Annotated in this window: 20 protein-coding genes; 17 read left to right on the forward strand and 3 right to left on the reverse strand. The window is 63.8% G+C overall.

Features of this window, described 5'->3' with window-relative positions; genetic code table 11:
* Positions 1-23: 23 nt before the first annotated feature.
* Positions 24-1,448 (reverse strand): amidase family protein, encoded by a 1,425-nt coding sequence (locus A3CW_RS46000; RefSeq protein ID WP_035512843.1) that lies wholly within the window; start codon positions 1,446-1,448, stop codon positions 24-26.
* Positions 1,449-1,760: 312 nt separating this feature from the next.
* Positions 1,761-2,000, reverse strand: coding sequence for a helix-turn-helix domain-containing protein (locus tag A3CW_RS0111790; protein ID WP_028203756.1), 240 nt, complete (start codon positions 1,998-2,000; stop codon positions 1,761-1,763).
* A 248-nt stretch (positions 2,001-2,248) separates the two neighbouring features.
* Between A3CW_RS0111790 and A3CW_RS0111795 the strand changes: the two genes are divergently transcribed.
* The 8 genes from A3CW_RS0111795 (at position 2,249) to A3CW_RS0111830 (ending at position 9,998) form a co-directional block, all read left to right on the forward strand.
* Positions 2,249-3,124, forward strand: a complete 876-nt coding sequence (locus A3CW_RS0111795; protein WP_028203757.1) for a branched-chain amino acid ABC transporter permease — start codon at positions 2,249-2,251, stop codon at positions 3,122-3,124.
* Positions 3,125-3,134: 10 nt separating this feature from the next.
* Complete coding sequence (locus A3CW_RS0111800; RefSeq protein ID WP_028203758.1) at positions 3,135-4,205, forward strand: branched-chain amino acid ABC transporter permease; 1,071 nt, start codon at positions 3,135-3,137, stop codon at positions 4,203-4,205.
* Positions 4,205-4,939 carry an ABC transporter ATP-binding protein gene (locus A3CW_RS0111805; RefSeq protein WP_028203759.1) on the forward strand — a complete coding sequence of 245 codons (735 nt, stop codon included), beginning with the start codon at positions 4,205-4,207 and terminating at the stop codon, positions 4,937-4,939. The genes A3CW_RS0111800 and A3CW_RS0111805 overlap by 1 nt, the downstream gene beginning before the upstream one ends.
* Positions 4,926-5,669 carry an ABC transporter ATP-binding protein gene (locus A3CW_RS0111810; protein WP_028203760.1) on the forward strand — a complete coding sequence of 248 codons (744 nt, stop codon included), beginning with the start codon at positions 4,926-4,928 and terminating at the stop codon, positions 5,667-5,669. Before A3CW_RS0111805 ends, A3CW_RS0111810 begins: the two co-directional genes overlap by 14 nt.
* 26 nt (positions 5,670-5,695) lie before the next feature.
* Positions 5,696-6,874 (forward strand): ABC transporter substrate-binding protein, encoded by a 1,179-nt coding sequence (locus tag A3CW_RS0111815; RefSeq protein WP_028203761.1) that lies wholly within the window; start codon positions 5,696-5,698, stop codon positions 6,872-6,874.
* 53 nt (positions 6,875-6,927) lie between these two features.
* Positions 6,928-8,340, forward strand: a complete 1,413-nt coding sequence (locus A3CW_RS0111820; protein WP_028203762.1) for an amidase family protein — start codon at positions 6,928-6,930, stop codon at positions 8,338-8,340.
* Positions 8,337-8,882 carry an amino acid synthesis family protein gene (locus A3CW_RS0111825; RefSeq protein WP_028203763.1) on the forward strand — a complete coding sequence of 182 codons (546 nt, stop codon included), beginning with the start codon at positions 8,337-8,339 and terminating at the stop codon, positions 8,880-8,882. Before A3CW_RS0111820 ends, A3CW_RS0111825 begins: the two co-directional genes overlap by 4 nt.
* A 72-nt stretch (positions 8,883-8,954) precedes the next feature.
* Entirely contained in the window at positions 8,955-9,998 is a 1,044-nt protein-coding gene (locus A3CW_RS0111830) for a porin (protein WP_028203764.1), read from the forward strand.
* A gap of 274 nt (positions 9,999-10,272) precedes the next feature.
* Here the strand turns inward: A3CW_RS0111830 and A3CW_RS0111835 are convergent, their stop codons facing one another.
* A complete protein-coding gene (locus A3CW_RS0111835) occupies positions 10,273-10,491 on the reverse strand; it encodes a hypothetical protein (protein WP_028203765.1) in 219 nt (72 codons plus the stop codon).
* Between the two features lie 275 nt (positions 10,492-10,766).
* Here A3CW_RS0111835 and A3CW_RS50890 point away from each other — a divergent pair, with 275 nt between their 5' ends.
* The 9 genes from A3CW_RS50890 to A3CW_RS0111880 all read left to right on the forward strand — a co-directional run bounded on the left by A3CW_RS50890 (position 10,767) and on the right by A3CW_RS0111880 (position 18,205).
* Complete coding sequence (locus A3CW_RS50890; protein ID WP_028203766.1) at positions 10,767-11,009, forward strand: helix-turn-helix transcriptional regulator; 243 nt, start codon at positions 10,767-10,769, stop codon at positions 11,007-11,009.
* On the forward strand, positions 11,006-11,329 hold the full coding sequence (locus A3CW_RS0111845) for a hypothetical protein (protein ID WP_028203767.1): 324 nt from the start codon (positions 11,006-11,008) through the stop codon (positions 11,327-11,329). The genes A3CW_RS50890 and A3CW_RS0111845 overlap by 4 nt, the downstream gene beginning before the upstream one ends.
* A gap of 467 nt (positions 11,330-11,796) precedes the next feature.
* Entirely contained in the window at positions 11,797-12,642 is an 846-nt protein-coding gene (locus tag A3CW_RS0111850) for a P-loop NTPase family protein (protein ID WP_028203768.1), read from the forward strand.
* Positions 12,635-13,213, forward strand: a complete 579-nt coding sequence (locus tag A3CW_RS0111855; RefSeq protein ID WP_028203769.1) for a hypothetical protein — start codon at positions 12,635-12,637, stop codon at positions 13,211-13,213. Before A3CW_RS0111850 ends, A3CW_RS0111855 begins: the two co-directional genes overlap by 8 nt.
* On the forward strand, positions 13,210-13,857 hold the full coding sequence (locus tag A3CW_RS0111860) for a lytic transglycosylase domain-containing protein (protein ID WP_028203770.1): 648 nt from the start codon (positions 13,210-13,212) through the stop codon (positions 13,855-13,857). The genes A3CW_RS0111855 and A3CW_RS0111860 overlap by 4 nt, the downstream gene beginning before the upstream one ends.
* Positions 13,858-13,893: 36 nt before the next feature.
* Entirely contained in the window at positions 13,894-14,235 is a 342-nt protein-coding gene (locus tag A3CW_RS0111865; protein ID WP_028203771.1) for a TrbC/VirB2 family protein, read from the forward strand.
* A gap of 13 nt (positions 14,236-14,248) precedes the next feature.
* On the forward strand, positions 14,249-14,569 hold the full coding sequence (locus tag A3CW_RS0111870; protein ID WP_028203772.1) for a type IV secretion system protein VirB3: 321 nt from the start codon (positions 14,249-14,251) through the stop codon (positions 14,567-14,569).
* A 1-nt stretch (position 14,570) separates the two neighbouring features.
* Positions 14,571-17,039, forward strand: coding sequence for a VirB4 family type IV secretion/conjugal transfer ATPase (locus tag A3CW_RS0111875; RefSeq protein ID WP_028203773.1), 2,469 nt, complete (start codon positions 14,571-14,573; stop codon positions 17,037-17,039).
* Entirely contained in the window at positions 17,039-18,205 is a 1,167-nt protein-coding gene (locus tag A3CW_RS0111880) for a type IV secretion system protein (protein ID WP_028203774.1), read from the forward strand. The genes A3CW_RS0111875 and A3CW_RS0111880 overlap by 1 nt, the downstream gene beginning before the upstream one ends.
* The last annotated feature ends 30 nt before the right edge of the window (positions 18,206-18,235 follow it).

The following is an 18,235-nucleotide window of genomic DNA, read 5'->3' on the forward strand; positions in this document are numbered from 1 at the left end:
GCTTTGCCGGGGAGCTACCGATTTCAGCGTGGCTTACGGACTTCGATGGACGAGGATAGTCGGTGTACCAGATCGGTCAGGGGCGCCCTTCCGAGCGCGAGCTCGAGTATGTGGCTTGCCCAGAGCACGAGCGCGTCGGCGTGACGGCCGCCAACGATCTGTATGCCGATCGGCATTCCTTCCGAAGTGGTGCCTGCGTAAATGCTCGCCGCAGGAAGCCCGAGCTGGTTGCACCATGCAGTGAAGTGGGGAAACAGCTCGTCGACGGCTGAAAGCTCTGCAAACCGCATGGCGACGCGCGGATAGACAGGGCAGACGACGAGGTCATGTCGTTCGAAGAACGTATTGACAGCGGCGCCCAGTTCACCCCTCTCGATCAACGCGCCGAGCAGTGCTTCGCGCGATATCGTGGCGCCTCCATTGGCGTAGGCCTGCAACGACGGATCGAGCGCCGCGCCGCCGTCAGCCATACCCGCGGTGAGCTGGCGGCAGCAGGCCGGCCACAAGATCGAGTGAATGGCATTGCAGCGGGCTACGCCCGGCGGATCCTCCATCTGCACGCGCGCGCCGAGGTCGCGAAAGGTGCTGGCCGCCCGTGCGAGTGCTTCGCGGACATCTGACTCCGGCATGACGTCCAGTCCAAGAGACGGGCTGTGCGCGATACGGATGCCGCCAGGCGTCGGCTTGCACTTTAGGCCAAGCTCATAGTCGTTGGGCTCGAACGGTAACGCGTACCAGTCGCGGTTGTCCGGGCGGCTGATGACCGTCAGAACGCGTGCAGCATCGGCGACGCACCGGGTCATCGGGCCAACGTGGCTCAACAGCGCGAACGGCCCGCGTGGCGCATGGGGCACGCGCCCGAAGCTCGGCTTGAAGCCGAAGGTGCCCGTGAATGCAGCCGGAATCCGGATCGACCCACCGCCATCAGTGCCAATCGCCGCTGGTGCCATGCCGAGTGAGACGGCTGCCGCCGCCCCTCCGCTACTACCACCGGGGGTGCGGGTTGTGTCCCAGGGATTGCGCGTGACGCCTGTGAGGGGGCTGTCGGTGACGATCTTGTGGGCGAATTCGGGCAGGGTGGTCTTCGCGAAGCAGATGGCACCTGACTCGCGAAGTCTCGCTACGCAAGGGCTGTCGTCTGGCGCCGAGGTTTCGTCCGTGACGCGCGAGCCGTAACGGGTAGGAAGACCTGAAACCGCCACATTGTCCTTGATGCTGACCGGCACCCCGTCGAGAGCGCTGAGAGGACGTTTGCGTTGCCATCGTGCTTCCGATGCGCGGGCCATGTCGAGCGCGTCTGGCGCGATCTGGCAGAACGCGTTGACGGTGGAATCGAGCCTCTCGATCCGGTGGAGTACCGCCGTCATAGCCTCTACGGGTGACGCCCTGCCTGCGTGGTAAAGCTCGTGGAGCTGCTGCGCTGTGAGTTCACAAAGGTCGTCCTGCATGTCGCCCCCAATTAATTATAACAAATAGACGATATTGCTCAACGAGTGTGATGTCAACTTGAGATCAGCATGGTATACATAAGGGTTAACACCGCGCCGGGATAGGTTGACACTCTTATTCTGCAGCGGTAATTTAATTGCAATAAATTGGCCGTACGACAGCGCGGTGCGGCGAGACACTAGTAGTCTCGTCGCGAGTCATGGCGGAAATTTGTCGTGAGACACAGTCGCGGCGGGCAGGCTGCGATGAGCGGTCGCGCGGAGCCGCTAATGAATGTGGTCTTGCGAAGGATTGTGAAGTGCCGCGGATAGTCAGCGGGCACTGGCGCGATCTTCGGCGGCCTTGATCAGTTGTGACAACGGCACACCGAGTGCATCGGCGATGTCGATCAAAGCGTCGAATCCAGCGAGCGTTTTCGCGCGCTCGACGAGTGAGATGGTGTTTGGGTGAACGTTGGCGCGCAGCGCCAGGTCCGCCTGCGTCAGCTTTTTCAGCTTGCGGCGCGCACGGATCTCTTTCCCGACAGCCTTGATAAGTGCTTCCTTGGTCATGCGGACTCGATTGAACTGGGCAAATCGAGTATCGGGGAACGAACGAATAGAAATTCACAATAAATTGTGTAAACGGATGCTTGTCGATCAAAAATTCACAATATACTGTGAAAAAATGGTGTGCTGCCCTGGACAGCAGCACTTGAATGGTTGGGGTGTCTCGTAACGTAGCGAGCGGCTGCTTTCGAGAGGCCTGCCGCTTGGGGGAAGGGGCTACCTGTTGGATTTACTCTATATGTGAGTGGGCGATGATAGGACTACTGAATATTTCGACATATGTGTGTCTTCTCGCGATGATCGCGCTTGGCCTGGCAGTGGTGTTCGGCATGATGGACATCGTGAACCTTGCACATGCCGAGTGGGTCACGATCGGTGCATACGCGCTGGCGGTCGCACAGGCGGTGGGTGGGAAAGATGCCTTCTGGCTCGGGTTGCTGGCGGCGCCGCTTGTCGGGGCGCTTCTCGGATGGTGCCTTGAGCGGTTCATTATCCGGCGGCTCTATGACCGACCACTGGACACGCTGCTCGCCACCTATGCGGTCAGTCTGATCGTGCAGAAGGCACTGGAGCTCATCTTCGGGACCCAGCCAATGCTTGTGTATGCGCCGTTCGACGGCGCGGTGCCAGTGCCCGGCGGAAGTTACCCGGCCTACCGGTTGTTCGTGATCGGCGTCGCCCTGTCCGTGACGGCAGCGTGCTGGCTGCTCTCTGCCCGTACGCGCTTCGGTACGCAGCTGCGTGCCGTGATCCAGCACCCGGCGATGGCCGAAGCCGCAGGCATCGACACCCGGCGCCTGAACCGCATCGCATTCTGTGGTGGCGCTGCGCTCGCCTCGCTCGCAGGCGTGCTCGTCGCGCCCATGGTTTCGGTGGAATCGCACCTGGGTGTCGCTTATCTCGCCAAGGCGTTCTTCGTGATTGTGCTCGGTGGTATCGGCTCAATCGCGGGAAGCATCCTGGGCAGTGCGGTCATCGGTGCAGCCGAAACGCTGCTGGGCTACCGCGTCGATCCCTCCCTGGCGTCAGCAATCGTGCTGATCCTTGCCATTGTGATGATCCGGTTCAGGCCACAGGGGCTGATTCCGGGATTCAGTGCGGCGCATCAGCTTCTCGGTAAAGGATAAGGATAAAAATATGTCTGGAAAACATGCGGGCCGCCTGCGGCCATGGTTCTCACAGCCGCCTCTAGGGCCCAAAGACGTCGCGCCAATACTGATGTGGAGCGCAGCCCTGGCCGCTGCGGTGATCGCTCCTTTTGTTGCGGGTCCGTGGCTGCTCTCGACTGTCCGCGACGCGCTGGTGATGGGGATTCTCGCGCTGAGCTATGACCTGCTCTGGGGCCGGGCCGGAGTGCTCACACTGGGGCACACGACGTTCCTGGGTCTGGGCGCATATGGCTTTGCCGTTGCGACCGTCCAGTTCGGACATGCGCCTTTGACGGGGCTGGCTATGGGCGTGCTCAGCGCTGCGGCGGTTGCCGCCGTGGTCGGCTATTTCCTGCTTTTTGCGGGGGTGAGGCTTCACTTCTTTGCCATCATCAGCCTGGCCGTGCTGATCGTCGCACAGCAGCTCGCGGTCAGCTGGCAGTCGGTCACAGGAGGGGATACGGGCATCCTCGGCATCCCCGGTCTGTCGTTCAGCATGGGCAATTACACGTTCGATCTGGCCGGAACGAACGCCTCCTGGTACGCCGTGGCCCTTGTTCTGCTTACCGCGACAGGTCTGCTATGGCTCATGTGCCGCGGTTGCTACGGCAAGGTGCTCGATGCGATCGCAACCAATGAATGGCGGGCAAAGGCATGCGGCTATCACACCTCGTGTCATCTGCTGTTCGTTTTCGTCATGTCCGCCGCGCTTGCGGCCGTAGCCGGCGCCTTGATGGCGGCCTGTTCGGGGGTGGTGGCCCCTGACGTGTTTTCGCCGGTTCTCGCGACCGAGGTCATTCTGTGGGTGGCCATCGGCGGCCGGGGGAGGACCGGCGGTCCCGTCATCGCCGCCGTCGTCCTGACGCTGCTCAGGCAGACCGTTTCCAGCTATAGCACGGACGGCTGGCCGCTGATCCTGGGTGGCCTGTTTCTCGGATGTGTGCTCTTTGTGCCAAACGGACTGCGACTCCATGGACTGGTAAAGGCCGCGCGCCGCGTTGGTCGCATGCGATGGAGCCGGCCACCGGTTCATGCAGCCCACGCGCAGGAGGAACGGTAATGGACGGCCAGTTTCTCCTGGGCACGGGCCTCTCTCGCGCGTTCGGCGGAATAAACGCTGTGGCGGGCGTCGACATCACCATCGCGCCTCGCGACCTGCTGTGCATGATCGGACCGAACGGCGCGGGCAAGAGCACGCTTGTTGGCCTGCTTTCAGGCGCGATTGCGCCCGGGTCTGGCGACCTGTATCTCGATGGCGAGCGCGTGACGGGGCGCCCGATGCACGCCTTCTGCCAGCGCGGGGTGGTGCGCAAGTTTCAGGGGACCAATACCTTCCTCACGATGACAGTGCGCGACAACCTCGTGGTGGCGGGCCTTGGCGTCGCGGCCCACCGCGCTTCGCCGATGCCCGATCCCGACGCGGTGCTGGAGGAGGTGGGTCTGTCCGGGCGCGCGCGCGAGCTCGCCTCGCATCTGCCACACGGCGAGCGCCAGTGGCTCGAAATCGGTATGGCGATCATGTGCCAGCCTGCATTGCTGCTCCTTGACGAGCCTGCAGCTGGTCTGTCCGCGAAGGACGCGCAGCGGCTGGTGCGCCTCATCCACCGGCTACGGGAGCGGTGCGCGGTACTCGCCATCGAACATGACCTGGGCTTCGTGCAGTCTCTCGCATGCGAAACATGGGTGATGCACCGCGGAGAGGTGGTTCGACGCGGATCGTATGCGGAGATCGCGAACGACGAGGAGATCCGTCGTATCTATCTGGGGCGGGGAGCGGCACATGTTGCGCATTGAAAACCTGTGCGCCGGATACGGCGACGTGGATGTGGTCCATAACCTGACGCTGGATGTGCTGCCCGACGAGGTGCTCGGCGTGCTGGGCTGTAACGGCGCGGGCAAGACAACCCTGGTGAAGGCGATCATGGGGTTGCTGCCGCGTGTGAGCGGGCAGGTGGTTTTTATGGAACAGCCGGTGATGGGGCTGCGCACGCACCAGATCGCGCGACGCGGCATCGGCCTGGTTCCGCAGGGGCGCTGGATCTTTCCGAAACTGACGGTGCGCGAGAACCTGCTGATGGGTGCGCAGGCCGCCGGTGGGGCGGACATCCTCGACGACATATTCGATTACTTCCCGGTGCTGAAATCGCGTCTGTCGCAGCAGGGCGGCACGCTCTCAGGCGGCGAGCAGCAGGTTCTCGCCATCGCACGCGCCCTGTGTGGCCGCCCAAAACTGCTGTTGCTGGATGAGCCGTCCGATGGCGTGCAGCCCAACCTGGTTGAGCGTATCGGCGAAGTCATCCCGGAACTGTGTCGCCGCTCGAAGCTGTCGGTGCTCCTTGTCGAACAGAACCTCGATCTCGTTCTTCAGAGCGCACGGCGCTGCATTGTGCTCAGTAACGGTCGCCTCGTGCATGCCGGCGTCGTCGAACCGCAACCGGGGGATAGTGGCGAACACCCGCTCGCGCGCTACCTCTCCCCGGCCGCAGAACCTGCCGAGGATTCCCCTCAGGAAAACATCCAGTGAAACCAGTGACCTTTTGTGAGAATTGCATGAACCGTCGTGACTTTTCCCGAAGTATGCTGCTTGGCGCAGCCGCATCCCTTGCTGCATCGGCTGTCTCTCCGTTCGCGCGTGCCGCCGCTCCGCTGAAGATCGGGCTGCTCGCACCCCTTAGCGGTCCCCTGACGCGGGTGGGACAGACCAACCGCAACTGTGCCGAGCTGGCGGTGGACGAGATCAATGCAGCGGGCGGACTGCTCGGCCGGCCGCTGCAGCTGAGTGTCGAAGACACGCAGATGTCCACGGCGGTCACACTCGAGAAGGCGCGACAGCTTTTCATGCGTGACGACGTCGCGATGATCACGGGCATGGTGCTGCCGTCCGAGCGCGAAGCGGCGCTGCAGGCGGCAAGGGCAGCACGAAAGCTCATCGTCTATCCGAACTTCGACGAAGGGCGGTGCGACCCTCAACTGCTCACGACCGGTCTGGCGGCAAACCAGCGCATCGAACCGCTCATTGCGTGGCTCATGCGCAGCGGAGGAAGATCAGTTTGCGCTGTCGTCTCGGACATCGGTAGCAACCGCAAGGTGCTGATCCCGCAACTGCAGGCGGCGGTGGCCCGGCATGGCGGGACGTTCCTCGAAGTCTACTGGCTACCCTTCGGCACGCGCGACTATGGTGCCGTCCTGCAACGGGTTGCCAGTGCGAATGCGCAGATCGTATGGCACAGCATCGGAGACGACCCGGTGACCTTCGTGAAGCAGTACCGGTCGTTCGCAATGAAGCCGCAGCTTGTGACGGATATTGCGCATGAATCCCTCTCGATTGCCACCACGGGTGCATCGACTGGAACGATCGGCGTGTCGTCGTACTTCATGAGCATCGATAACCCGCAAAACCAGGCATTTCTCGCTCGCTATACGGAGCATTACGCCGATGCACACGATCCGCGACTGGGGCGCTATGCCGTCGTGCTGCCGCATGGCGAGAACACGTATGCGGGTATTCGGCTGTTCGCCGAGGCCGTCCGGTCGGCAGGAAGTGTGGACGCCGATCGCATCAGGGCCGCGCTGCCCGCTGTTTCCGTTGCCCTGCCACGTGGCCAGACCGGTGTGAGCCACGACGGAGCTCACATGCTCTGCCAGACACGGATTGGCCAGGCCCTTGCCGATAACAGCTTTTCCATTCTCGAATCCACGGGGCCGGTGACGCCGGTATGTGAAGGATAGACGCGTGGCACAGCATCCGGGAAAAGGTCGAACCAATAGATAAGGACTGCAAAATGAGTGAAATTGTCATGTTGAGTGCGAGCCAGCTGGCTACCGCGTTCCGGCAGCACACGCTCTCACCCGTAGAGGTCATGTGCGCGGTACTGGACCGCATCACGAAGCTCGATCCGGTTGTCAACGCCTTCTGTGCGCTCGACGAGGAAAGGGCAATGTCGGCTGCCTGCGAGGCGGAGCGCCGATGGATGCGCGGCGAGCCCTGCGGTCCGCTTGATGGTGTACCGGTATCGGTCAAGGATCTTGTCGCCGTATCCCATCTTCCGACACGGCATGGGTCCCGGACCACTTCGCCGGATCGCGAAAACGCCGATGCGCCGGCCGTGGCGCGGTTGCGGCGCGCGGGCGCCATACCGTTTGGCAAGACAACGACTTCCGAGTTCGGCAACAAGATTGTCACCGACGGTCCGCTCACCGGCGCGACGCGCAATCCCTGGGATACACGGCTCTCGTCGGGAGGCAGCAGCGGCGGATCGGCCGTCGCGGTCGCGCTGGGCATGGGGCCGTTGTCGCTTGCGACCGATGGCGGCGGCTCCATCCGGATTCCGGCCTGCTGGAGCGGTGTGGTTGGGTTCAAACCGACGTTCGGGCTCGTCCCTGCGGGTTCAGCAACCTCATGGACGGCGCTGTCCACATTGGGGCCGATGACGCGCGATGTTCGCGACGCGGCGTTGATGCTTGATGCGATGACGCACGAAGGGGGTGACCGTTCGGCAAAGGGAGCCGTGTCCAGATACGCCGGCATGCTCGACGACAGCATCGCGGGGCTGCGCGTCGGCTACTGTGCCGCCCCGGCGGGCATATCGGTGGCACCGAACATTGCGGATTGTGTCGGCAGGCAAGCCTGGACATTCCCTGCACTCGGTGCGCGGCTGGCCGAGACCGAAGTCGCACCGCTTGCGGACTTCTACCAGGACGGTCGCATGCATTCGATCCAGTGGTCCGTGTTTTTTGCACAGCGTGTGCGGCACATGGAGGAGGCAGACCGGTCACTGCTGGATCCGGATCTCAAGTCATTGGCGGAAGCGGGCGCACAGGTGGACACCGCGACGCTCGCCGATGCGCTGTTTGCCCGTCACGCGCTCACGACGTCCATGGAGGCGTTCTTCCAGCAGTACGACCTGCTGCTCACACCGACGTTTCATTGCGGGCCGCAACCGGCTACCGGCTTGCGAGCCCATTCGCGTCAGGCGCCTGTGCTGACGGCATGGTGCAACCAGACCGGACTGCCCGCGATATCCGTACCTTGCGGATTCGCTGGTGATCTGCCAGTCGGTCTGCAGATTATCGGGCCCCGGGGCAGCGATGCGCTCGTGCTGCGGGCCGCGCGCGCTTACGAGCGCGCGAGGGGAGACTTTCCTGTACCGCCAGGGGAGCTGCGGCTTCCTGATGACATGGGGATCGCGCCATGAACGTCCAGATTGTGCGGATCGTGATCCATCTCGTCGAGCGGTGCGCGGAACTCGGCACGGTCGTGACCCCACCGCATCGTCAGATCGTCGCCGCGGCCGTGCTGAAGACGGCCGACCTGGATGTCGCGGGTGAGCTCGAGGCGTTGTATGCGACGGGCGCCGAGCTCGGCCAGATGCTCACCGGACGGGCGCTGCTTGCGCTCGGTTGTGCCGGGCAAGACATCGAGGGGTACGGAAAAGCGGTGCTCGTGGGCACGGGCGTGCCGCTTGAGTGGGGCGCGGCGCTCCTGCATCCGCAACTCGGCAAGGCCGTGCGTGGCTGTCTGCCCGGCGCGTCGTCGATCATGCCGTCCGTCACGAAGCGAGGGCCAGCGGGGGCGTGCATCGACATTCCCCTGCACAACGTCACGGACATATGGAGCTTCGACCACTTCGACACGATATCGCTGTGCGTACCCGATTCGCCGGCACCGGATGAACTGCTTGTTGCCGTTGCATTGGCCGAGCGCGGCAGGCCGCTCGCGCGTGTCAGGTCGGGCTGACGCGCGCGACACACGGTGCCGCTCAGGCACGTGCGCACCAGAAGAATACTCACAAACAATGAAGGAGTGATCATGCGCGGGGATATACGGGGTAGAAGGAGTAGATGGGGTAGCGGCCTGGTGGTGCTCGGCGTGTGCGCCACAGCTGGCATGGCGCACGCACAGTCGTCGGTGTCCCTCTACGGGCTCGCCGATGCGTTTGCCGGGGTGGTGCGTACGCCTGGCTCGGCGGGCAACGCGTGGGAGGTCGGTTCGGGCGGACTGTCGACATCGTACTGGGGCATGTCGGGTGCCGAGGACCTGGGCGACGGCACGAAGGCGATCTTCACGCTCGAGAGCTTTTACCGGATCAATAATGGCCAGTCCGGTGCGTTCAACGGGCAGTCTTTTTTCGGGCGCAGGGCGTTCGTCGGTTTGAGCGGGCCGTTCGGTCAGTTGACCCTTGGGCGTAATGATTCCCTGCTGTTCGTTTCCACGCTGCTGTTCAACCCGTTCGGCAACTCGTTCGTCTTCTCGCCCATGGTGGTCCACACGTTTCTCGGTTCCGCGATGGGCGCGGCATCGGTGCAAAGCGATACGGCGATTGACGACTCGATTGTCTACCAGACACCGGAGGTTGCTGGCTTCACGGGAAGCGTGCAGTACAGCAACGCGGGCATCGCGGGCCACGCAGGGCAGGCGAACTACAGCGCGAACGTGATCTACTTCTCGGGGCCATTCTCCGCAACAGCTGCAGTCCAGAACCTTCGCACCGCGTCGCTTTTCCTGAACGGGGCGACAGAGCAGACGGCGTGGCTCGCGGGAGCGGCGTATCGCCTTCAGGCGATGAAGCTCTACTTGCAGTACGAACGGGTGACCAACAACAACGCGCTCACCGACGATACCGTTCAGGTGGGGGCGAGCGCACAGGTTGGCACGGGCAGCGTACTGGCCTCCTGGGCGGGCACGTTGCGACGTCCCCAGCAGGGCAGCGATCTCCGCTGGTCGACATGGGTGTTGGGATACGACCATCCACTCTCAAAACGCACGGACGTCTATGCGGCGTGGCGGTACGACGTCATGACAGGCGTGTCGTCAGGCAACAGTCTGGGCGTGGGCATCCGGACCAAGTTCTAGCCGGCCTGATCCGGCCGGCTGGGACCGCCTGACCAGCCTGCCGGAAGGCGATATACGGGTGATGCATCAGTCCCACATCGTGCAGCCAGCAAGCCAGCACGTCGCAAACCAGCGTGCCCGGCAGGACATTGCGGGCAATTTCCATCGAGGTGTGCCTGAGCTGTCTCGAGCCAACGCGTCTCAACAGCGGGCATCCTGAGACGCAGGCCGGCATGCAGCCGTATGGCGGATTTCCTGCGGGGGGTGTCCGATCGCCTGCCAGGATCGCAACGCTTCAGGCGTCGTTCCCTTCGTTGATGCCTCCCGGTACACACGCGACCAGGCAAAACATGGCCAGGAATTCGTAGCCGCAGTTTTCGCACACGTACTCCTGGTAGTTCGTGTAGGCGCCTACCGCGCAAGCTCCCATCGTCACGTTCTGCGAGTCGCAGGACGGACAAAGCACAACGCCACCCTCAACGGTGCGCTTTTTCCACTCATCCGAAGACAACATGACCGTCTCTCCTCGTTGATGCGACGGTTACCCCCTTTGCCTGCACGACTATTTTCCGTCTTGTGTTGATTATTCTACGCGTTGTGCCCGTGAAACTATTCAGGACAAAACGCGTCGTCGATGGCTGAAACGTTGTGCCTCGTCGGCACGTCGTTCGAACCGTCCGACGGGCGCTTTCCGTCGATAAGACGGGTTTGGAAGACGGACCCGACTGCTGCTTGAATGCCCCCATGTACCGGCAACACCCGGCCGGTCACTTTTCTGGGGGGAAGGCCATGTCAACTGGGCACAGCGACGCGCACAGGATCTTGCGCCGCCGGCAGGTCGAAGAGAGAACAGGGCTGTCGCGCTCAACGATTTACCGTCGCATGCAGGCGGGAACATTTCCTCTGGCCGTACCGCTGGGCGGTCGGCTGGTGGGGTGGCGTGTGGCCGACATTGAACAGTTTCTGGAGAGTCCCGCCCGTTACCGGGCGCCTGTGCCAGCACGTGACAACGGAGAGGGAGACGCGCCATGAGTCGCGATCTTGCTCGCGCACCGCTGCACCGGCGGCTGGAGAATTGGGGCAATGCATCGCGCGGTGCGTACGATCCCGTCGATGCGGCGAGGATCACGAACGCATGGCAAACCCTGCAACCGCGGCATCGCGAGATCTTGCGCATGGTCTACGTCTGGCATGCCGCCCACGAAGTCATCTGTCGGCGGCTGCACATTCCGCGCCGGCCCGCGCAACGGTTCGAACTCGCGCTGGCAGCCGCACGCGCGGCACTCGCACGTGCCCTGAAGACGGAAGACCAGGACCGTGGCGGCTGGCATCCGTCGGACGGGAACGCATGATGGTGCGCAGTAACTGGCTGGGCGATTCGTTCGAGCGCGTGACGTGCGTGGTCCGCTTCCGCCCACGTTGCCGCGCAGCGAATAACGGGTTGAAGGTTTCGGATCACAGAATATATTTTGGGAGCACGCGGGAACAACTGGGAACACGTGGGTAAAGAGAAGGGCGGCACGGTGCGTGAGGCCCCTTGCATTGGGTTGCGCATCCGTCTAGAGTGAAGTCAACAATCTGATCCGGTCAACGTGCCCTGCACGACCGAGTACGCGTTAGCGGCCCCGCAGTTCGATGTCTGTGTGACGACGTGGTGTGCCTTGACGCATTCGCAAAAAGCCTGCATCTGCAGGCTTTTCTGTTTTCTGGCGTTGATGCAACGATCCCCCGTTGAGCCCGCGGTCAGCCTCCCCGGCGCCGCGGGTTCCTTTTTCTTCGCAGGTTCATCGACCGCGGGTGCGGCTGAGGACGATGAGCCATGAAATCGCTTCTGATCATTTCGGCTAATGACAATCCAGACGGGACGATGCTCACCTGTCTGCTTGCCCGTCACCTGATTCGCGTCACGCATTGGCGGTTGTTGATACTGGAGCTTGCCGTGCCGCCGCGCTGCGCACAGGTGCCCGCCAGCACGCAGCATGATCAGAGCGCGTCCCGCAACCGGGTTCCGGTCCTCGCGGGGTGTGCCTGGTCAGCCAGTGGACGCGTTTGCGTGCTCACTGCGGGTGCCGAAGGTCTGCTGTCGATTCATGATGATCCTGGCCGCACGCGCTATTGCGCCAACCTTCGTCATCTGCTGTCCAGGGCGGTGCCGTGCTTCGATGACTGCCTGATCGACACACCTGCGCTGCCTGATTTGCGTGCTGTCTGTGCGGAGGCACTCGCAGACGCGGTGCTCAGCCCGATCCTACCGTCGCCGCAATGCATCGAGTGCGCCTGCGAGGTCATCCACGGCACGTACGGGATCCGCAACGTCCGGACTTGCCTGAATCCCGCGCTTCGTTTTCTGGGGCGCTTGCCGGTGGTCGATGGCCCGGTGTCGATGGAAAAAGCGTGGGCGAAGGTGATGGAAACGACGCTGCGTGAATGGCTCATCGTGGACCGGGCGTTCTGTCACGCATACGCATATCTGCCACTCCTGGCGTGCGCCCGATGCCTTGGAGAGCCGGCCACGCGTGGCGCCTGGGCGATCGCGCAGGATGCCCGCGCGTTCGACGACTCGCGCACGATGGTCGCCTGCCTGGATGTGCTCACACGCCGCATCGGTTCAGTCCGTAACGGCGCGGTGCCTGGCCTGTGCGAAGCGGGGGTGTGCAATGCTTGACGCCGCCGTCGGAGTGGATTGTGCCATCGCACGTCGCGGACTGCTGCGGGCGTTGCGCCGCTGCGCGATCGGCCTCACCGCACTCGTCGGTGCCTTTATCTTTGCGCCCGGTACGGCCCGTGCCGACGACTGGGGTTGCCAGGTCATCCTGTGCCTCTCCAATCCAGGTGGTCCCGAGCAGTACGGGGAATGCGTCCCGCCGATCGAGAGATTGTGGGCGGCCCTGCGCCACGGCGATCCTTTTCCGACCTGCGACTTCGGAGCGGGTGGATCACGGGGAACGTCGGCGGTGAACGTCTTTGCAGGCACCGGTTACTGCCGGGAGGACCTGCTGTACTGGGGCGGCCCCGAGCAGAGCGAGCTGCTGTGCGATGCGTGCGGCGCGATCAACGTCGAGATCGACGGCGCGCTGTACACGCGGGTGTGGTGGGACGCAAGCGGCGCAGACCGCACGATCACCGAGTTCTACGGAGCAGGCAGCACACAGCTGCCAGACGATCCCACGCAGGCAGCGCGCCGGTTCCTCGAGCGCGAGGAAGAAAGCGCGGGAGCACAGGGAGGTGGCGAATGATTCCGCTCGCGGCATTCCTGATCCTGACGCAACAGTGCGCGCCGGCCGTGGCGCCCGCCACGATGGAAGCCATCGTGCAGGTCGAATCGGGTTTTAACCCGTATGCGATCGGGGTCGTAAATGGCCGCCTCGAGCGGCAGCCGGCGACCCTCGATGAGGCTGTTGCGACAACGCGCGCACTGGATGCCGCCGGGTGGAACTACAGCGTGGGCCTCGCGCAGCTCAACCGGTCGAACTGGACCCGATTCGGCCTGACATCCGGTACGGTCTTCGATCCATGCCGCAACCTTGCCGCCGGCGCGGCCATCCTCCGGGGCTGCTTCGAGCGGGCGCGACAGTCACGCGAACGGGCGCAGGACGCGTTGCGTGCGGGGCTGTCGTGCTACGCGAGCGGCGACTTTTTCACAGGCTTTCGTACGGGCTATGTGCAGCGGGTCCTCGCGCAGGTCGTACAGACGGATCCCGGCGTTCCGGCCACAGGCGCTGACGTTCCGCCTGTTCGCGTCATCCCCGTAAGACCGGTAGGCCCGCATCCAGACACATCACATACCTCGTCGGGAGCGGACGCTTCCACGGACCACGGACGCAATCACCAGACTGATGAGCCCGGCAGCATGACGCAGCAGAGCGCGGTCGTCTTCTGACGCGGGCAAGACCGACATGAGTGAGAGGAGCAATCCATGAAATCAGGACAGCGAACTGAGTGGAAATCGAAGGCGTCGGGAGCGGGATCGTCCCGGTCGGCGCGGGCCGTGCTGCGCCGGCTGGCGGTCGTGCTCCTGCTCGCCCTGACCGTGACGCCAGCATATGCCCAGCTCTCGCAGGTCAACACGCTCCTCACGACGATCCAGACCACGCTGCTTAGCGTGGGCGCAGTGGTGTGTTCGATCTCGATCATCTGGGCAGGCTTCAAGATGATGTTCCAGCACGCGCGCTTTGGCGATGTCGCCAGCGTGTTCATCGGTGGCGTGTTCGTGGGCTGTGCCACGGTGATCGCGGCGATGCTGATCCCCGCGAGCTGATCCGGAGGCACGCATGGACCAGTTCAGGGATCCCGTCTTCAAGGGCTGCACGCGACCCGCGATGCTCTGGGGCGTGCCGCTTGTGCCGTTCCTGATGGCAGGCTGCAGCATCCTGATTCCCGCCATCTGGGTGCTGCTTGCGAGCCCGCCGGTGGGCGTCGGCATTGTGCTGCTCCTCATCCCTGTGTTCGTGACGATGCGTGCCGTTACGCGGCACGACGACCAGCGGCTCGCGCAGTACGTGCTGTGCGCTCGCATGGGGTTTCGCCAGCGTAACCGTCGCTTCTGGGGCGCGCATGCCTACGTGCCGGTTCGCTTCAAGAGGAGGGGCTGAGATGGTCGCCCGGTCTGAACTCATCGACGTGGCCGAACGCGAGGTCGTGCTTGCGGACTTCGTGCCGTTTTCATCGCACGTCGACGACCACGTGATCCGTACGCGCGAAGGCGACTATCTGCGCGTATGGAAGATCGCCGGGATTGCCTTCGAGGCGGCTGATCCCGGCGACATTCTGGTGCGTCATGAAGGGTTCAACCAGCTCGTGCGCAGCCTGCCGGGCGGCAACGTGGGACTCTGGTCGCACCGGATTCGCCGGCGCGTGACGGACCACTTCGCCACGCCGTACGGCAACCCGTTCTGCCAGGCACTCGCCACGCGTTACTACGCGAGCTTTGCCGGCTACCGGATGATGGCCAACGAGCTGTACCTGACGGTCGTGTACCGGCCGCATCGCACGCGCCTGGGGCGTTTTTTCAGCCAGGCGGCGCGGCGCACGCCAGACGACATCCGGCGCGACGAGCACGAGGCGCTGAAGGTGATGGCCGGGATTGCTGCCCAGGTCGAATCGGGCCTCAAGGCGTGGGATCCGGTGGCCCTTGGCGTCTACAGGAAGCCGGCCCTCTGCACGCAGCGCCCCGTGCGTTTTTCGGCGGCACTCGAGTTTCTGGGTTACCTCGTCAATGCGCTATGGGAGCCGGTGCCGGTTCCGTCTGCGCGTATCGCCGAGGCACTGCCGACGTCGCGGCTATTCTTCCACACCGAGAAGGTGGAGATCCGCATGCCGGGCGCGACGCGCTATGCAGCGCTGCTCGACCTGAAGGACTACCCGGAGGAAACGGAGCCCGGGATGCTCGACGGTCTGCTGTACGGCGACTTTGAGTACATCGAGACACAGAGCTTCACGATTCTCGATCGTCCCACGGCGAAGGCGGCGCTTGAGCGCCAGCGCAACCAGCTCATTGCGGGCGAGGACGTGGCCGTATCGCAGGTCAAGGCGATGGACCGCGCGCTGGACGACCTGATCAATGGTGACTTCGTGCTAGGCGATTATCACTATTCGCTGGCCGTGCTCGGCGACCGCCCGGATGAGGTGGCGCGGCACGTGGCGAAGGCGCGCACGCAGCTCGCCGACGTGGGCTTTCAGACCGCGCTCGTTGATCTGGTGGCGGACGCTGCGTGGTTCGCGCAGCAGCCGGGCAACTGGCGCTACCGGCCTCGCGAGGCGAAGCTCACGTCGCGCAACTTCTGTGGACTCGCGAGCCTGCACAACTTCGCGACGGGCAAGCGCGACGGCAACCCGTGGGGCGAGGCGATCACGATCGTGAAGACGCCGAGTGGTCAGCCACTGTATCTGAACTTCCACGCGACCCCGGAAAAGAAGGATTCCGGCGACGAGAAGGCGCTTGCCAATACCCAGATCATCGGGCAGGCAGGCGCGGGCAAGACAGTCCTTGAGCTATTCCTGCTCGCCATGGCGATGAAGTATGGCGTCACGGGTGTCGTCTACGACAAGGACCGTGGCACCGAGATCGGCGTACGCGCGATGGGTGGCCACTACACGGTCTTTCACCGGGGTGTCCCCACGGGACTTAATCCATTCCAGCTCGAACCCGACGAGGCGGTGCTGGACTTCTGGGAGCGGCTCGTTCGCCGGCTCGTCGATGGCGGTGCGTCGCTTTCGGCCAGGGACGAACTCGACGTTTCGCGCGCGGTAAGAGAGGTGGCCCGTATGGCGCGGCCGCTGCGTCGCCTGTCGATGGTACGGCAACTGATGCCGGCCGTGGGCGAGAACAGCCTGCACGCACGACTCACCAAATGGTGTGCGGGTGGACGGCTTGGCTGGGTACTGGACAACCCGTCGGACCTGCTGGATTTCAGCCACAACCAGCTGTTCGGTTTCGACGATACCGAACTGCTGGATGATCCCGAAGTGTCGACGCCGGTGACGATGTATCTGTTGCACCTGACCGAAAGCCTGATCGACGGGCGGCGTTTCATCTATGTGATGACCGAGTTCTGGAAGCGTCTGGGTGACCCGGTATTCACGGACTTCGCAAACAACAGGCAGAAAACGATTCGCAAGCAAAACGGTCTGGGCATCTTTGACACGCAGTCACCCGCGGACGTCCTGCGCAGCCCTATCGCTCGGGCGCTCATCGAGCAGACCGCGACGTTCTTCTTCCTGCCGAACCCGCGCGCGGACTACGACGACTATGTGCATGGCTTCAAGCTGACCGAGGCGGAGTTCAACATCGTGCGCACGCTCGGGGAGAACAGCCGCCTGTTTCTCGTCAAGCAGGGGCACCGGTCCGCGATTGGCCGGCTGGATCTCGCAGGGCTCGGCGACGTGCTCGACGTGCTGTCAGGGACGACCGACAACGTCGAACTGCTCGACGGCATCCGCGCTGAGTTCGGCGACGAACCGGCTGCCTGGCTGCCGGTGTTTCATGAGCGGCTGACAAGGCGACGTGCGACTGGCGTCGCGCGGAGCCCGCTGACCCCGCGCGCATCAGGAAGAGGTGCATGATGAGCGGCCTTTTCACGGCGGTCGGCGGCACGCTGGAGAACGGTATGTCGACGTATGTCACAAGCGTGTCCTCGGCACTCTCGAGCGCGCTGGTGCCCGTCGTCACGACCGCCCTGACCATCTGGGTGATCGCGTATGGATTCGCCGTGGTGCGTGGCGAGGCCCACGAGTCGGTCCCCGCCTTTGTTTGGCGCGCAATGAGGGTGGCCATCACACTGGCCTTCGCGCTCGGCGCGGGCCTCTACCAGTCACAGGTGGTTGCCGCCGTCGAGGGCGCCACGACGGGCCTCGCGCAGACGATCCAGATCGCGGCTGCGAATGCGGGAGCAGGCAACGCCGGCTGCGGGACGGTGAGCGGCAGCGAAGTGGCAGGTACGAGTGCGTCCGCCATTTACCAGACCCTGGACTGCTACGACCGGCAGATCGACATCGTGATGGATGCGTACTTCGACAGGGCGACACACGAAGGCTTGAGTGTCAGCGGCTTCGTTGCAGGCATCGGTGATCTGGCTGGCGGCTTCATTGTGGGGCTGGGCGGGGCCATTTTCCTGATGGTCCTCGCCTTCGAGGTCACGATGGCGAGGATGCTGCTGGATCTGGTGCTGGGGTTGGGTCCCGTGTTCATCGCCTGTGGCGCGTTCGGGCCGACGGCACGCTTTTTCGAGGCGTGGACCGCCAAGGTCACGAACTATGCGCTCCTGCAGATTCTCATCGCGGCCTTTCTTGGCATGGCACTGACGGCGTTTTCGGCTGATCTCGCGCCGTTCAACGTCACCACTTCATCGCCGGATGCGAACGCGTCAGCACTTTCTGCGGCGGGTCAGGCAGTGCTCACCGCTGTTGCGCCGTGGGGTGCTGCATTCGGTCTGCTCATCACGTCACTGTTCCTGGCCATGATCGGCTGGCAGTTGCCGGCCGTCGCCTCGGGGCTTGCCGGGGGCGCCACGGTGTCTGGATTCGGTGCCTTCATTGCAGGATTTGCGTCGCGCGGCGCTGTGGGGGGGCTGGGCACCCTCGTTCGGCTCGGGCACGGCCCGCGTCGGCCCGGTGGCCGGATTGATAACGGCGGGCGAGCCAGCGGCGGGAAAGCGGTCAGCGGTGCCGGCCAGATCCCTGTGTACCAGCGCGCGGCGCGCGAGCACCTGGGCGACCAGGAAAACACGTGAGGGTCATCGTCATGATCAGATCAATCATCC

It is taken from the genome of Paraburkholderia nodosa DSM 21604 (genome assembly GCF_000519185.1).
GTDB lineage: Bacteria > Pseudomonadota > Gammaproteobacteria > Burkholderiales > Burkholderiaceae > Paraburkholderia > Paraburkholderia nodosa.